The sequence below is a fragment of the Flavobacterium sp. 90 genome, assembly GCF_004339525.1.
Taxonomy (GTDB): domain Bacteria; phylum Bacteroidota; class Bacteroidia; order Flavobacteriales; family Flavobacteriaceae; genus Flavobacterium.
The window spans coordinates 910,267-924,912 of record NZ_SMGE01000001.1 but is presented as its reverse complement, the minus strand read 5'-3'; the positions used below and the strand labels follow the sequence as shown (position 1 = coordinate 924,912).

Here is a 14,646-nt window from a genome sequence, read left to right as displayed (position 1 = left end):
TATGAAGTAATACTGGCTTTGCTTATTCAGCAGTGTCAGCATTTGTTTGATTAAGTTTTGCTCTCTTTTTACTATATCCAAAATAAACAAGAATACCGATAGCTAACCATCCAAGTGAAAGTAGTTGCGCGTCTAAACTTAAATTGATCATTAGATAAGTGTTGATTGCAATACCGCAAATCGCAATTACTGGCAAAGCAGGAACTTTAAAAGTTCTGGTTAATTGAGGTTGTTTTACTCTTAAAATCCAAACAGCAATACAAACCATTGTAAAGGCAAACAAAGTACCAAAACTTGTCATATCTGCTAATCTGTTAATTGGAGTAAAAGCAGCAACTATAGCAATAATACCACCTAAAATCATTAAGTTAGTTTTTGGAGTTCCTGAAATTGGATTTACTTTAGAAAATACAGAAGGAATTAAACCATCTTTAGACATACCAAGGAAGATTCTTGATTGTCCCATGATCATTACCATTAATACTGAAATCAAACCAATAGTTGCAGCAACGGTAATAATGAATCCTGCCCAAGGTTGTCCTGCAATATCAAATGCATAAGCAACTGGCGCTTTAATCGCCTCAGGATATTTTCCTAGTGGATTGAAATCTTGGTAATTCATCATTCCTGTTAATACTAATGAAACAAGAATATATAAAGTAGTACAAATTAATAAAGAAGCAATAATTGCAAACGGAACATCTTTTTTAGGATTAATAGCTTCTCCAGCTTGTGTAGAAACAGCATCAAAACCTACATAAGCAAAGAAAATTGCTGCAGCTCCAGATACGACACCACCAATTCCATAAGCATTATGAGTAGTTTCTTTTTCGATAATTTGAGTAGCATCTGGAATAAATGGATGCCAGTTAGCAGTATTGATGAAGAAAAGTCCTGCAATGATAACGAAGATTACAGCAGAAACTTTAAGAATTACAATCATATTGTTTGCTTTCGCAGCGCTTTTTGTACCTTTAATTAGCAACGAAATAACTAAAATAACGATTAAAAAAGCAGGAAGATTCATAGAAAAACCCTCTCCAGTATAACTGGCTGGGTCTGTTGTGAGCCATTCAGGAAGTTTAATATGAAACATTTTAAGTAATTTATTAAAGTATCCTGACCAGGAAACCGCGACGGTCATTGATCCCATTGCGTACTCGAGGATAAGACCCCAACCGATAATCCAGGCAAAAATTTCTCCAATTGTACCGTAAGCATAAGCATAAGCTGAACCTTCAACGGGTAGAATTGACGCAAACTCAGAATAACAAAGAGCAGCAAAAACGCAGGCAATACCCGCAATAATGAAAGAAAGGGCTAATGCCGGACCAGCGTGATAATATGCACCGGTACCTGTAAGAACAAAAATTCCTCCACCAATAATGGCACCAACTCCAATCGCAGTAAGGCTCCACTTTCCTAGAACTCTTTTTAAATCACTTTTTTTCATATCGGCCTCAAAGGCAGATATTGGTTTAACTCTCCAAATTGACATATATAATATTGGTTTATTGTTATTAAGCTCCAAATGTATTGTTTTTTGTAAAAAATAAAAACAATAATCATGTTTTAAGTTATAAAATATTTAATTATGTGATAATACCCACAAGAAATCCTGTTTAAATTCTTATATTCATTAAAATTATTAGTGTTTTACAGCAGATTAATCAATTTGCAAATTAATCAAAAAATTACTATTTTTCTTATTAAAATGATTTATTTTCGCGTAAATACTATTTCAATTTGAAATAGGAAATTTTTTAGATAATGAATTTTAAAGCATTGTTAAGGCATTTTAAGTTTACAAGTCAACAGCGAACAGGGATTCTTTTGCTTTTTATAATTATAATAGTATTACAAGCAGTTTATTTTTTAGCAAACTTTAGTATCCCTGAGAAATCTTTTCCTGAAAAACAAGAATGGATTTCTTTACAAACAGATATAGATTCTTTAAAGTCGATAAAATATAATGAGAAGCCAAAAGTATATACTTTTAATCCCAATTTTATCTCAGATTATAGAGGCTATAAACTCGGAATGTCGATTGAAGAAATTGATCGTTTGCTGGCTTTTCGAAAAGAAAATAAATATGTTAATTCTGTCGAGGAGTTTCAGCAAGTCACAAAAGTTTCTGATTCTTTATTAAAGGTGATTTCTCCATTGTTTAAATTTCCGGATTGGACTCAGAATAAATCTACCTTCAAGACAGAAAAGAAAGAGTATGTTCAGAAATCTTATTCGAAAAAGGAAAAAACAGAGGTTTTAGATATAAATGTCGCAACTCAGGAAGATTTAATCAAAGTATACGGAATAGGCGAAGCTTTATCTTTAAGAATATTAAAGCAAAAAGAAATTTTGGGATGTTTTGTTTCTATGGATCAAATGAAAGATATTTGGGGACTGTCAGCAGAAGTGGTAGTAGAATTAAATTCACATTTTAAAGTTGTCATACCTTCAAATTTGAAAAAAATCGCTGTAAATGATGCTTCTTTAAAAGAATTATCGCAGTTTCCTTATTTCAGATATGCATTAGCAAAACAGATAGTGACAACTCGAAGTATGAACGGAAATTTTAATAATATTGAGGATTTATCAAAAATTAAAGATTTTCCTGTTGATAAAGCAAAAATAATTAGTTTATATTTGGAGTTCTAAAAAAACAGCACACAATGAATTTTGATTACAATGAAACGCAATCGATGATTGCTCAGTCTATAAAAGAGTTTGCCGATAAAAACATTAGACCATATATAATGGAATGGGACGAAGCTCAAATTTTTCCAATTCCTTTATTTAAAAAATTAGGGGAAATGGGATTTATGGGTGTTTTGGTTCCTGAAGAATATGGAGGTTCAGGTTTAGGTTATCACGAATATATTACAGTTGTCGAAGAGATTTCAAAAGTAGATCCGTCAATAGGTTTGTCTGTTGCGGCGCATAATTCATTATGTACAAACCATATTTTGACTTTTGGAAATGAAGAACAAAAGAAAAAATGGTTGCCAAAATTAGCAACAGCTGAGTATATTGGAGCTTGGGGATTAACAGAGCATAATACAGGTTCTGATGCTGGCGGAATGAATACAACAGCAGTTAGAGATGGTGATCACTGGATTGTAAACGGAGCTAAAAACTTTATTACACACGCTATTTCCGGAGATGTTGCAGTAGTAATTGTTCGTACAGGTGAAAAAGGTGATTCAAAAGGAATGACAGCTTTTGTTTTTGAAAAAGGAATGAAAGGATTTACATCAGGAAAAAAAGAAAATAAATTAGGAATGCGTGCCAGCGAAACTGCCGAATTGGTTTTTGATGGTTGCCGTGTTCCCGATGCAAATAGATTAGGAGAAGTTGGACAAGGTTTTGTTCAGGCGATGAAAATATTAGATGGGGGTAGAATCTCAATTGGAGCTTTATCATTAGGAATCTCAAAAGGAGCTTATGAAGCTGCATTAAAGTATTCTAAAGAAAGACATCAGTTTGGTCAGCCTATTAGTAATTTTCAAGGAATCTCATTTAAGTTGGCGGATATGGCAACTGAGATCGAAGCTTCGGAATTATTGTTGCATAAAGCTGCTTTCTTAAAGCAACAACACAAACCTGTTACAACGCTTGGCGCGATGGCAAAAATGTATGCTTCAGAAGCTTGTGTTAAGATTGCCAACGATGCCGTACAGATTCATGGTGGATATGGTTATACAAAAGATTTTCCGGTAGAGAAATTCTACAGGGATTCTAAATTATGTACAATTGGAGAAGGAACTACAGAAATTCAAAAAGTAGTTATTGCAAGAAACCTTTTAAAAGAGTAAAATAATAAGTTGGGCGTGCCCATAAAAAACAAAAGCCATTTAGCAAACGTTAAGTGGCTTTTGTTCTTATGGTCGGGCTTTTCACTCTAATCTTTTTTGTTTTTAAAGAAAAAACAAAAAAGGATTTCCGTTGTAATCCCTCACGCATACTAGTTAAGATAGAAATTTTAGAATGAATAAGTTCTTTTAGAGTAAAAAATCACTACAAAAGATGAATATTATGTATAACTTTTGTAGTAAAAATGCGCTCTAAAGTCTATTTTCTATGTTCTTTTTTCTATTCATGAAAAATAATTCATAATTCATAACTCATAATTCATAATAAATATATACTTTTGCAGCCTTAACGAGAGGAGGTGTCAATATTATGTTAATTATACCAATTAAAGACGGAGAAAATATCGATAGAGCATTAAAGCGCTATAAAAGAAAATTTGATAAAACAGGAACTGTTCGTCAATTAAGAGCACGTACTGCTTTTATTAAGCCTTCTGTAATCAAAAGAGCTCAAATTCAAAAAGCTGCTTACATTCAAAACTTGAGAGATAGTTTAGAAAGTTAATATCAGGCTTTTGTAAAAATAATTACCGTTAGTATCAAGATTTTGGTACTAACGGTTTTTTTTATGCTTAATTTTGAGGTAACTATATAAAGTGTAATAAGTAGTTTTTATGAAATCAAATAAAGAAGCATTTCGTGATTATCTTGAGTTGGAGAAAAAATATTCGGCACATACGGTAAATGCCTATTTGAATGATATTCTGTTTTTTGAAATATTCAATCAAGCTCATTTTGAGCAAGAGAATATTGAGCAGGTGAATTATAGTCAGATAAGAAGTTGGATTGTTTCTTTGGTGGATGCGGATATTTCAAATGTTTCTGTAAATCGAAAAATGGCTTCTCTTAAGGCTTTTTATAAATTTCTTTTAAAAACAAAGCAAATAGAGGTTAGTCCTATGTTGAAGCATAAAGCTTTGAAAACGCCTAAAATTATTCAGATTCCTTTTTCTGAAAAAGAGCTAACGGATTTAATGCAGGAAATTGATAATCCTTCAGGTTTTGAAGAAGTGAGAGATAAGCTTATAATTGATTTGTTTTATACTACCGGAATGCGAAGGGCGGAGTTAATATATTTGATGAAGAATAATGTTGATTTATCTTCAAATGTGGTTAAGGTTTTAGGGAAGAGAAATAAAGAGCGTGTTATTCCGATTTTACCGATTATTATAGAGCAATTTGGTTTGTATTTGAAAGAAAGATCTCAGCTTGAAAAGATAGTAGATGATGAATATTTTTTTATTTCCCGAAAAGGGTTAAAATTGAGCGAATCTTTTGTGTATCGATTAATAAATTCATACTTTAGTAGAGTCTCTGAAAAGGTAAAAAAAAGTCCGCATGTGCTTCGGCATACTTTTGCGACTCATTTATTAAATAACGGAGCGGATTTAAATTCAGTTAAGGAATTATTAGGACATTCGAGTTTAGCGTCAACGCAAGTTTATACTCATAATAGTTTAGCAGAGCTTAAAAAGGTGTATACTGATGCGCATCCTCGGAACAAATAATAGTTCTGAAATGTTTAACCCTAAAATTAGTATTATGAAGGTAGATGTTCATGCAGTTAACTTTACTGTTGACAGAAAATTGGTGGATTTTATTCAGGAGAGATTGGATAAATTAGAAAAATATTACGATCGAGTGGTTTCGGCCGATGTTTTTTTGAAAGTTGAAAGAACAAGTGATAAGGAGAATAAGGCAGTAGAGATTAAGATTAATGTCCCGGGAGATGATTTTTTGGTTAAAAAGCAATGCAAGACATTCGAAGAAGCGGTCGAACTTTCGGCAGAATCTTTAGAACGTTTACTGGTAAAAAGGAAAGAAAAAATAAGAGCACACATATAATTGAAAATTTTTTTCAAAAAATGTTTTGATACAAAGATAAAATAGCTACATTTGCAGTCCGTTAGAAATAGCGGACTTTTTTATTGATATTGCCAGCGTAGCTCAGTTGGCTAGAGCAGCTGATTTGTAATCAGCAGGTCGTGGGTTCGAGTCCCTCCGCCGGCTCTAAAATGTTTCAAATGCGATTTGAAATTGTTCATGCAATTATTGATAAAATAAAGGGGAGATACTCAAGCGGCCAACGAGGGCAGACTGTAAATCTGCTGTGTGAACTTCGCAGGTTCGAATCCTGCTCTCCCCACAAATTTTAATTTCAAATTAATGATTTTAAAATTTAGATTTGTCTAAAAAAAAGATTTGATTTTGATTAAAAATCAGAGAATCTAAAATTAGAACTCTGCCGACTTAGCTCAGGGGTAGAGTGCTTCCTTGGTAAGGAAGAGGTCACGGGTTCAATTCCCGTAGTTGGCTCAAGTAAGTAGGAAATTGAAAATTAATATATAACTAAGATTAAAAATTAAGTAAAATGGCAAAGGAGAATTTTAATCGTTCCAAACCGCACTTAAACATAGGTACAATTGGACACGTGGATCACGGAAAAACTACATTAACTGCAGCAATTACAAAAGTATTGTCTGATGCTGGTTACTGTCAAGCAAAATCGTTTGATCAAATCGATAACGCTCCAGAGGAGAAAGAAAGAGGTATTACTATTAATACATCACACGTAGAGTATGAAACAGCTAACCGTCACTACGCTCACGTTGACTGTCCAGGTCACGCGGATTACGTAAAGAACATGGTTACTGGTGCTGCTCAAATGGACGGAGCTATCTTAGTAGTTGCTGCTACAGATGGTCCAATGCCACAAACTCGTGAGCACATCCTTTTAGGTCGTCAAGTAGGTATTCCAAGAATCGTTGTTTTCATGAACAAAGTGGATATGGTTGATGATGCTGAATTGTTAGAGCTTGTTGAAATGGAAATTAGAGATTTATTATCTTTCTACGAATATGATGGAGATAATGGTCCTGTAGTTCAAGGTTCTGCTTTAGGAGGATTGAATAATGATCCTGCTTGGGTACCAAAAATCATTGAATTAATGGAAGCTGTTGATGCTTGGATCGAAGAGCCAGTGCGTGACGTAGCTAAACCATTCTTGATGCCGGTTGAAGATGTATTTACAATTACTGGTCGTGGAACTGTTGCTACAGGTCGTATCGAAACAGGTATTGCTAATACAGGAGATCCAGTTGAAATCATTGGTATGGGAGCTGATAAATTAACTTCTACTATTACAGGAGTTGAGATGTTCCGTAAAATCCTTGATAGAGGAGAAGCTGGAGATAACGTAGGTTTATTGTTAAGAGGTATTGATAAAGAATCTATCAAAAGAGGAATGGTTATCATTAAGCCAGGATCAGTAAAACCACACGCTACTTTCAAAGCTGAGGTTTATATCTTGAAAAAAGAAGAAGGTGGACGTCATACTCCATTCCATAATAACTACCGTCCACAGTTCTACGTACGTACAACTGACGTAACAGGAGTTATTACTTTACCAGAAGGAGTAGAGATGGTAATGCCAGGAGATAACTTGACTATCAATGTTGCTTTATTAAGCCCAATCGCAATGAGTGTTGGTTTACGTTTCGCTATCCGTGAAGGTGGTAGAACAGTAGGAGCAGGTCAGGTGACTGAAATCGTAGGATAATCCTATAAAAACTATAAAAAGCCAGTTGAATCTTAACTGATATCACTGGCTTTTAATTACGGGCGTAGTTCAAGGGTAGAATAGCGGTCTCCAAAACCGTTGATGGGGGTTCGAATCCCTCCGCCCGTGCAATATAAAATATATCAAATGACAAAAGTTACTAATTATTTATCAGAGGCTTTCGAAGAGTTAAAGTCAAATGTTACTTGGCCAGCTTGGGCTGAGGTTCAAAAATTGACAATTGTTGTAGCTGTATTTTCGGTTTTATTCGCTTTGGCAACATGGGGAGTAGACGAATTTTTTGCAAAAGCTTTGGCTGGATTTTTTAACTGGTTAAAAGGATAATTTTTTTGTGATGGCAGATAATAATGTGAAAAAATGGTACGTAGTTAGAGCTGTAAGCGGACAAGAAAATAAAGTCAAAGCTTACATCGAAACTGAGATTGCCAGATTAGGTATGGGTGATTATGTTTCCCAAGTTTTAGTACCTACAGAAAAAGTAGTTACTGTAAAAGAAGGAAAGAAAATGTCTAAGGATAAAGTTTATTTTCCTGGATATGTTATGATCGAAGCCAATTTAGTTGGTGAGATACCTCATATTATTAAGTCTATTACTAGTGTAATTGGATTTTTAGGGGAAATTAAAGGTGGAGAACCTGTTCCTTTGAGACTTTCTGAAGTAAATAGAATGTTAGGTAAAGTAGATGAGTTAGCTGTCAATACAGATACTCGTTCTATTCCTTTCAACTTAGGTGAAACTGTAAAAGTGATCGACGGTCCTTTTAACGGATTTAACGGTACAGTTGAAAAAATCAATGAAGAAAAGCGTAAACTTGAAGTAATGGTGAAAATTTTCGGAAGAAAAACTCCATTAGAATTGAGTTTTATGCAAGTTGAAAAAGTATAATTTTTGTTACATCTATAATAACCACCGTAATCGCTTCCAATGATTAGGGTGTTAAATTTTTTAAAAAATGGCTAAAGAAATTAGTAAGGTAGTTAAACTACAAGTTAAGGGAGGTGCTGCGAATCCGTCGCCACCGGTTGGACCTGCTTTAGGAGCTGCTGGGGTTAATATCATGGAGTTCTGTAAGCAGTTCAATGCTAGAACACAAGATAAACCTGGCAAAATATGCCCAGTACAAATTACTGTGTATAAAGACAAATCATTTGATTTTGTTGTAAAAACTCCTCCAGCTGCTGTCCAATTATTGGAAGCTGCAAAGCTAAAGTCTGGATCAGGTGAACCAAATCGTAAAAAAGTAGCTAGTGTTACTTGGGACGTTATCAAAGCTATTGCTGAAGATAAAATGGTAGATTTAAATGCATTCACAATCGAATCTGCAATGAGCATGATCGCTGGAACTGCTAGATCTATGGGTATAACTGTATCAGGAGATGCTCCTTTTTAATTAAGAGAAAGAAATGGCAAAATTAACAAAAAAGCAAAAAGAGGCTGCTTCAAAAATTGAAAAGAACAAACTATATACTTTGAAAGATGCTGCTGCATTAATTAAAGTTATAGCTTCTGCAAAATTTGATGAGTCTGTTGATATCGCAGTTCGTTTGGGTGTAGATCCAAGAAAAGCGAATCAAATGGTTAGAGGTGTAGTTACATTACCTCATGGAACTGGTAAAGACGTTAAAGTATTAGCATTAGTTACTCCAGATAAAGAAGCGGAAGCTAAAGAAGCTGGAGCTGATTATGTAGGTCTTGACGATTATTTACAAAAAATTAAAGATGGCTGGACAGATGTTGATGTTATAATCACTATGCCAGCTGTTATGGGTAAATTAGGTCCATTAGGTCGTATTTTAGGACCTAGAGGTTTAATGCCAAACCCTAAAACAGGTACTGTAACTATGGATGTTGCAAAAGCTGTTGCAGAGGTTAAAGCTGGTAAAATTGACTTTAAAGTTGATAAAACTGGTATCGTACATGCAGGAATTGGTAAAGTTTCTTTTGGAGCTGAGCAAATTTATGACAATGCACACGAAATTATTCAAACATTAATCAAACTTAAACCAACTGCTGCTAAAGGTACCTACATTAAAGGTATTCACCTTACAAGCACTATGAGTCCTGCAATTGCATTGGACCCTAAAGCAGTATAATTGGTAGTTAATAATTTTTAGTATGACTAGAGAAGAAAAATCAATCGCGATTGAAGATTTAACTGCACAGTTAGCTGGTACAAATATTATTTATGTATCTGATATTTCTGGATTAAACGCAGAAACAACTTCAAACTTGAGAAGAGCTTGTTTTAAAGCAGGTATTAAATTAGAGGTTGTAAAAAACACTTTGCTTGCAAAAGCAATGGAAGCTTCTGCTAATGACTATGGAGATTTACCTTCAGTATTGACAGGTAACAGTGCTATATTTATTTCAGATGTTGCAAATGCACCTGGAAAAATTATTAAAGATTTCAGAAAAAAATCGGCTAAACCTGTATTAAAAGGAGCTTATATTAACTCTGAAATTTATATTGGAGATGATCAATTAGATGCATTAGCAACTATCAAATCTAAAGAAGAACTTCTTGGAGAACTTATTGGATTATTGCAATCACCAGCACAAAGAATTATTTCAGCTTTACAAAACAAATTCGCTGGTAGCGAAGAAGAAGCTGAAGCATAATAATTCGTATAAGGAATTAAATTTCCTTGTAGCTTAATTAGCGCACAATAAATAAATTATATTTTACAAATCATTTTAAACGATAGAAAAAATGGCAGATTTGAAACAATTCGCAGAACAATTAGTTAACTTAACAGTTAAAGAAGTTAACGAATTAGCAACAATATTAAAAGACGAGTATGGTATCGAGCCTGCTGCTGCAGCTGTAGTAGTTGCTGCTGGTGGTGGAGAAGGTGCTGCTGAAGAAGCACAAACTGAATTTACAGTTGTATTAAAAGAAGCTGGTGCTTCTAAATTAGCAGTTGTGAAATTAGTAAAAGAACTTACAGGTTTAGGTTTGAAAGAAGCTAAAGATGTAGTTGACGGTGCTCCAAGTAACGTTAAAGAAGGTGTTTCTAAAGAAGAGGCTGAAGGTCTTAAAAAATCATTAGAAGAAGCTGGAGCTGTAGTTGAATTAAAATAATTCAACTCAGTTTTAAGAACTAGGTTTAGGTCCTGAGTTAACACTCAAAGGCCTAAACCATTTTTCGTATAATAAAATATACCAAGTTTTATTATCAAATAGTTTAAAATACGAAAAAGTTTTTGATCAATACGAAGAAAAAAAATTGAACTTACTTTTGGTTTATTTTTAAAGATGTATTGATTATAATAAGAAAGTATAGATTAAACAGTGTGTTTCACACAAAAAAAATTACTTTTTTTAATCAAAATTTTGTCCATTGATGATAACAAATCAGACTGAAAGATTGAATTTTGCCTCTACAAAAAATATTCCTGACTATCCAGATTTTCTAGATGTTCAGGTTAAATCTTTTAAAGATTTCTTTCAATTAGAAACGAAATCTGACGAAAGAGGCAACGAAGGGTTATACAACACCTTCATGGAAAACTTCCCAATTACAGATACAAGAAATAACTTTGTATTGGAATTCCTAGATTATTTTGTTGATCCGCCACGTTATACAATTCAAGAATGTATAGAGAGAGGTCTTACTTATAGTGTGCCTTTAAAAGCAAGGTTAAAACTATATTGTACAGATCCAGAACACGAAGATTTTGAAACTATTGTACAAGATGTTTATCTTGGAACAATACCTTATATGACTCCAAGTGGTACCTTTGTTATCAACGGTGCTGAGCGTGTAGTAGTATCTCAATTACACCGTTCTCCTGGGGTTTTCTTTGGTCAATCATTCCACGCAAATGGAACAAAACTTTATTCTGCCAGAGTAATTCCTTTTAAAGGTTCATGGATAGAATTTTCTACAGATATCAACAGTGTAATGTATGCTTATATCGATAGAAAGAAAAAATTACCTGTTACAACTTTATTCCGTGCAATTGGATTCGAAAGAGATAAGGATATCCTTGAAATTTTTGACCTTGCTGAAGAAATTAAAGTTTCTAAAACTGGTATTAAGAAATATATTGGAAGAAGACTTGCTGCACGTGTATTGAATACATGGCATGAGGATTTCGTTGATGAAGATACTGGAGAGGTAGTTTCTATCGAACGTAACGAAATCATCCTTGATCGTGATACTATTATCGACAAAGATAATGTTGAAGAGATCATCGATTCTAACGTTAAATCTATTTTGTTACACAAAGAGGATAATAACCAAGCAGATTATGCTATTATCCACAATACATTACAAAAAGATCCAACAAACTCTGAAAAAGAAGCTGTTGAGCACATTTACCGTCAGTTGCGTAACGCTGAACCGCCTGATGAGGAAACTGCTCGTGGTATTATCGATAAATTGTTCTTCTCTGATCAACGTTATAACTTAGGTGAAGTTGGTCGTTATAGAATGAACAAAAAACTTGGTTTAGATATCCCAATGGAAAAGCAAGTGCTTACCAAAGAAGATATCATTACCATTGTAAAATATTTGATCGAATTGATAAACTCTAAAGCAGAGATTGATGATATTGATCACTTATCAAACCGTCGTGTTAGAACAGTTGGTGAACAATTGTCTCAGCAATTCGGTGTTGGTTTAGCACGTATGGCTAGAACTATTCGTGAGAGAATGAACGTTAGAGATAACGAGGTGTTTACACCAATTGATTTGATTAATGCTAAAACATTATCTTCAGTTATCAACTCTTTCTTTGGTACTAACCAGTTATCTCAATTTATGGATCAAACGAATCCATTAGCGGAGATTACACACAAAAGAAGACTTTCTGCCCTTGGACCTGGTGGACTTTCGAGAGAGAGAGCTGGATTTGAGGTTCGTGACGTTCACTATACACACTATGGTCGTTTATGTCCGATTGAAACTCCAGAGGGACCAAACATTGGTTTGATTTCATCTCTTGGTGTTTATGCAAAAGTTAACGGAATGGGTTTCATCGAAACTCCTTACCGTAAAGTTACTGATGGTGTAGTTGATTTAGAAAGTACACCTATCTATTTAAGTGCTGAAGAAGAAGAAGGAAAAATGATTGCTCAGGCAAACATTGAAATGGATGCTTCAGGTAAAATTACAGCAAGCAATGTTATTGCTCGTGAGGAAGGTGACTTCCCGGTTGTTGAGCCTTCTGCAGTACATTATACAGACGTTGCACCGAACCAGATTGCTTCGATTTCGGCTTCATTGATTCCTTTCTTGGAGCATGATGATGCGAACCGTGCGTTGATGGGATCTAACATGATGCGTCAGGCGGTTCCTTTGATCCGTCCGGAAGCACCAATCGTTGGTACAGGTTTAGAGCGTCAAGTGGCTTCAGATTCTAGAGTATTGATTAATGCTGAAGGAGATGGAACTGTAGAATATGTTGATGCAAACATCATTACTATCAAATACGACCGTACTGAAGATGAGAGAATGGTTAGTTTTGATGCTGATGAAAAAACATACAACTTAATTAAATTTAGAAAAACCAATCAAGGTACAAGTATCAACTTGAAACCAATCGTAAGAAAAGGTGATAGAGTTGTTCTTGGTCAAGTATTATCAGAAGGATATGCTACTCAAAATGGTGAATTAGCTTTAGGTAGAAACTTAAAAGTTGCGTTCATGCCATGGAAAGGGTATAACTTTGAGGATGCGATTGTAATTTCTGAAAAAGTAGTTCGTGATGATATTTTTACTTCTATCCACGTTGATGATTATTCATTAGAGGTTAGAGATACTAAGTTAGGAAATGAAGAGTTAACAAACGATATTCCTAACGTTTCTGAAGAAGCTACTAAAGATTTAGATGAAAACGGTATGATCAGAATTGGAGCAGAGGTTAAACCTGGCGACATTCTAATCGGAAAAATTACACCAAAAGGAGAATCAGATCCTACTCCGGAAGAGAAATTGCTTCGTGCAATCTTCGGGGATAAAGCAGGTGATGTAAAAGATGCTTCATTAAAAGCTTCTCCATCTTTACATGGTGTAGTTCTTGACAAAAAATTATTTGCAAGAGCCGTAAAAGATAAACGTAAACGTACTCAGGATAAAGATGCTTTAGGCGCTTTAGAAATGGAATTTGAAACTAAATTTGTTGAATTAAAAGACAGATTGGTTGAGAAATTATTCTTGATCGTGAACGGAAAAACATCTCAAGGTGTAATGAATGATTTGGGTGAAGAAGTTTTACCAAAAGGTAAAAAATATACTCAAAAAATGCTTTATGCAGTAGAAGATTTTGCTCACTTAAGCAAAGGTCAATGGGTTGCTGATGATGCTACTAATAAAATGGTTAATGATTTAATTCATAACTATAAAATTAAGCTGAACGACTTACAAGGATCTTTAAGAAGAGAAAAATTCACTATTACAGTTGGGGATGAACTACCATCTGGAATCTTGAAATTGGCTAAGATCTATATCGCTAAAAAACGTAAGTTAAAAGTTGGTGATAAAATGGCAGGACGTCACGGTAACAAAGGTATTGTTGCAAGAATCGTTCGTCATGAAGATATGCCTTTCCTTGAAGATGGAACACCGGTAGATATTGTATTGAATCCACTTGGGGTACCTTCACGTATGAACATTGGTCAGATTTATGAGACTGTTCTTGGATGGGCTGGTATGAACTTGGGTAGAAAATTTGCTACTCCAATTTTTGACGGTGCATCTTTAGATCAAATCAATGCTTTGACTGATGAAGCTGGAGTGCCACGTTTTGGACATACGCACCTTTATGATGGTGGTACTGGAGAGCGTTTCCATCAAGCTGCAACTGTGGGTGTAATTTACATGCTTAAATTAGGACACATGGTTGATGATAAGATGCACGCACGTTCTATCGGACCATACTCGTTGATCACTCAACAACCACTTGGAGGTAAAGCTCAATTTGGAGGTCAGCGTTTTGGAGAGATGGAGGTTTGGGCACTTGAGGCTTATGGAGCATCAAGTACTCTTCGTGAAATCTTAACAGTTAAGTCGGATGACGTTATTGGTAGAGCTAAAACTTACGAGGCTATCGTTAAGGGAGAATCTATGCCAGAACCAGGATTACCGGAATCATTCAATGTATTAATGCATGAATTGAAAGGTCTTGGACTTGACATTCGTTTAGAAGAATAAATAAAGTTTTCAGTTACAGTCTCAGTATTCAGTTCA

14 protein-coding genes and 4 tRNA genes are annotated in these 14,646 nt (G+C 34.5%); 17 read left to right on the top strand and 1 reads right to left on the bottom strand.

What is annotated here, in order from left to right; all coding sequences use genetic code 11:
• Positions 1 to 22 precede the first annotated feature (22 nt).
• A complete protein-coding gene (locus tag C8C83_RS03640) occupies positions 23 to 1,498 on the bottom strand; it encodes an amino acid permease (protein WP_121329939.1) in 1,476 nt (491 codons plus the stop codon).
• A 272-nt stretch (positions 1,499 to 1,770) separates the two neighbouring features.
• Between C8C83_RS03640 and C8C83_RS03635 the strand changes: the two genes are divergently transcribed.
• The 17 genes from C8C83_RS03635 (at position 1,771) to rpoB (ending at position 14,610) form a co-directional block, all read left to right on the top strand.
• Positions 1,771 to 2,658 carry a helix-hairpin-helix domain-containing protein gene (locus tag C8C83_RS03635; protein WP_121326474.1) on the top strand — a complete coding sequence of 296 codons (888 nt, stop codon included), beginning with the start codon at positions 1,771 to 1,773 and terminating at the stop codon, positions 2,656 to 2,658.
• A 14-nt stretch (positions 2,659 to 2,672) separates the two neighbouring features.
• Positions 2,673 to 3,815 carry an acyl-CoA dehydrogenase family protein gene (locus tag C8C83_RS03630; RefSeq protein ID WP_121326473.1) on the top strand — a complete coding sequence of 381 codons (1,143 nt, stop codon included), beginning with the start codon at positions 2,673 to 2,675 and terminating at the stop codon, positions 3,813 to 3,815.
• 367 nt (positions 3,816 to 4,182) lie between these two features.
• Positions 4,183 to 4,377: a 30S ribosomal protein S21 gene (gene rpsU / locus C8C83_RS03625; RefSeq protein WP_035684969.1), complete on the top strand. Its 195-nt coding sequence runs from the start codon at positions 4,183 to 4,185 to the stop codon at positions 4,375 to 4,377.
• 109 nt (positions 4,378 to 4,486) lie between these two features.
• On the top strand, positions 4,487 to 5,380 hold the full coding sequence (locus C8C83_RS03620; RefSeq protein ID WP_121326472.1) for a tyrosine-type recombinase/integrase: 894 nt from the start codon (positions 4,487 to 4,489) through the stop codon (positions 5,378 to 5,380).
• 34 nt (positions 5,381 to 5,414) lie between these two features.
• Positions 5,415 to 5,717 (top strand): ribosome-associated translation inhibitor RaiA, encoded by a 303-nt coding sequence (gene raiA, locus C8C83_RS03615; RefSeq protein WP_121329938.1) that lies wholly within the window; start codon positions 5,415 to 5,417, stop codon positions 5,715 to 5,717.
• A gap of 91 nt (positions 5,718 to 5,808) precedes the next feature.
• Positions 5,809 to 5,882 (top strand) — tRNA-Thr (locus tag C8C83_RS03610).
• 55 nt (positions 5,883 to 5,937) lie between these two features.
• Positions 5,938 to 6,018, top strand: a tRNA-Tyr gene (locus C8C83_RS03605).
• 98 nt (positions 6,019 to 6,116) lie between these two features.
• Positions 6,117 to 6,188 (top strand) — tRNA-Thr (locus tag C8C83_RS03600).
• 55 nt (positions 6,189 to 6,243) lie between these two features.
• Positions 6,244 to 7,431 carry an elongation factor Tu gene (gene tuf, locus C8C83_RS03595; protein WP_031456758.1) on the top strand — a complete coding sequence of 396 codons (1,188 nt, stop codon included), beginning with the start codon at positions 6,244 to 6,246 and terminating at the stop codon, positions 7,429 to 7,431.
• A 58-nt stretch (positions 7,432 to 7,489) separates the two neighbouring features.
• Positions 7,490 to 7,560, top strand: a tRNA-Trp gene (locus tag C8C83_RS03590).
• Positions 7,561 to 7,578: 18 nt separating this feature from the next.
• Positions 7,579 to 7,776: a preprotein translocase subunit SecE gene (secE, locus tag C8C83_RS03585; RefSeq protein ID WP_041517377.1), complete on the top strand. Its 198-nt coding sequence runs from the start codon at positions 7,579 to 7,581 to the stop codon at positions 7,774 to 7,776.
• Between the two features lie 10 nt (positions 7,777 to 7,786).
• A complete protein-coding gene (gene nusG, locus C8C83_RS03580; RefSeq protein WP_059116013.1) occupies positions 7,787 to 8,338 on the top strand; it encodes a transcription termination/antitermination protein NusG in 552 nt (183 codons plus the stop codon).
• A 67-nt stretch (positions 8,339 to 8,405) separates the two neighbouring features.
• Positions 8,406 to 8,843 (top strand): 50S ribosomal protein L11, encoded by a 438-nt coding sequence (gene rplK, locus C8C83_RS03575; protein WP_007807442.1) that lies wholly within the window; start codon positions 8,406 to 8,408, stop codon positions 8,841 to 8,843.
• Between the two features lie 13 nt (positions 8,844 to 8,856).
• Entirely contained in the window at positions 8,857 to 9,546 is a 690-nt protein-coding gene (rplA, locus tag C8C83_RS03570) for a 50S ribosomal protein L1 (protein ID WP_031456760.1), read from the top strand.
• A gap of 22 nt (positions 9,547 to 9,568) precedes the next feature.
• Positions 9,569 to 10,072, top strand: coding sequence for a 50S ribosomal protein L10 (gene rplJ, locus C8C83_RS03565; RefSeq protein ID WP_026985794.1), 504 nt, complete (start codon positions 9,569 to 9,571; stop codon positions 10,070 to 10,072).
• A 91-nt stretch (positions 10,073 to 10,163) separates the two neighbouring features.
• Positions 10,164 to 10,535, top strand: a complete 372-nt coding sequence (gene rplL, locus C8C83_RS03560; RefSeq protein ID WP_007807437.1) for a 50S ribosomal protein L7/L12 — start codon at positions 10,164 to 10,166, stop codon at positions 10,533 to 10,535.
• Positions 10,536 to 10,797: 262 nt separating this feature from the next.
• Positions 10,798 to 14,610, top strand: coding sequence for a DNA-directed RNA polymerase subunit beta (rpoB, locus tag C8C83_RS03555; protein ID WP_099711148.1), 3,813 nt, complete (start codon positions 10,798 to 10,800; stop codon positions 14,608 to 14,610).
• Positions 14,611 to 14,646: the final 36 nt, after the last annotated feature.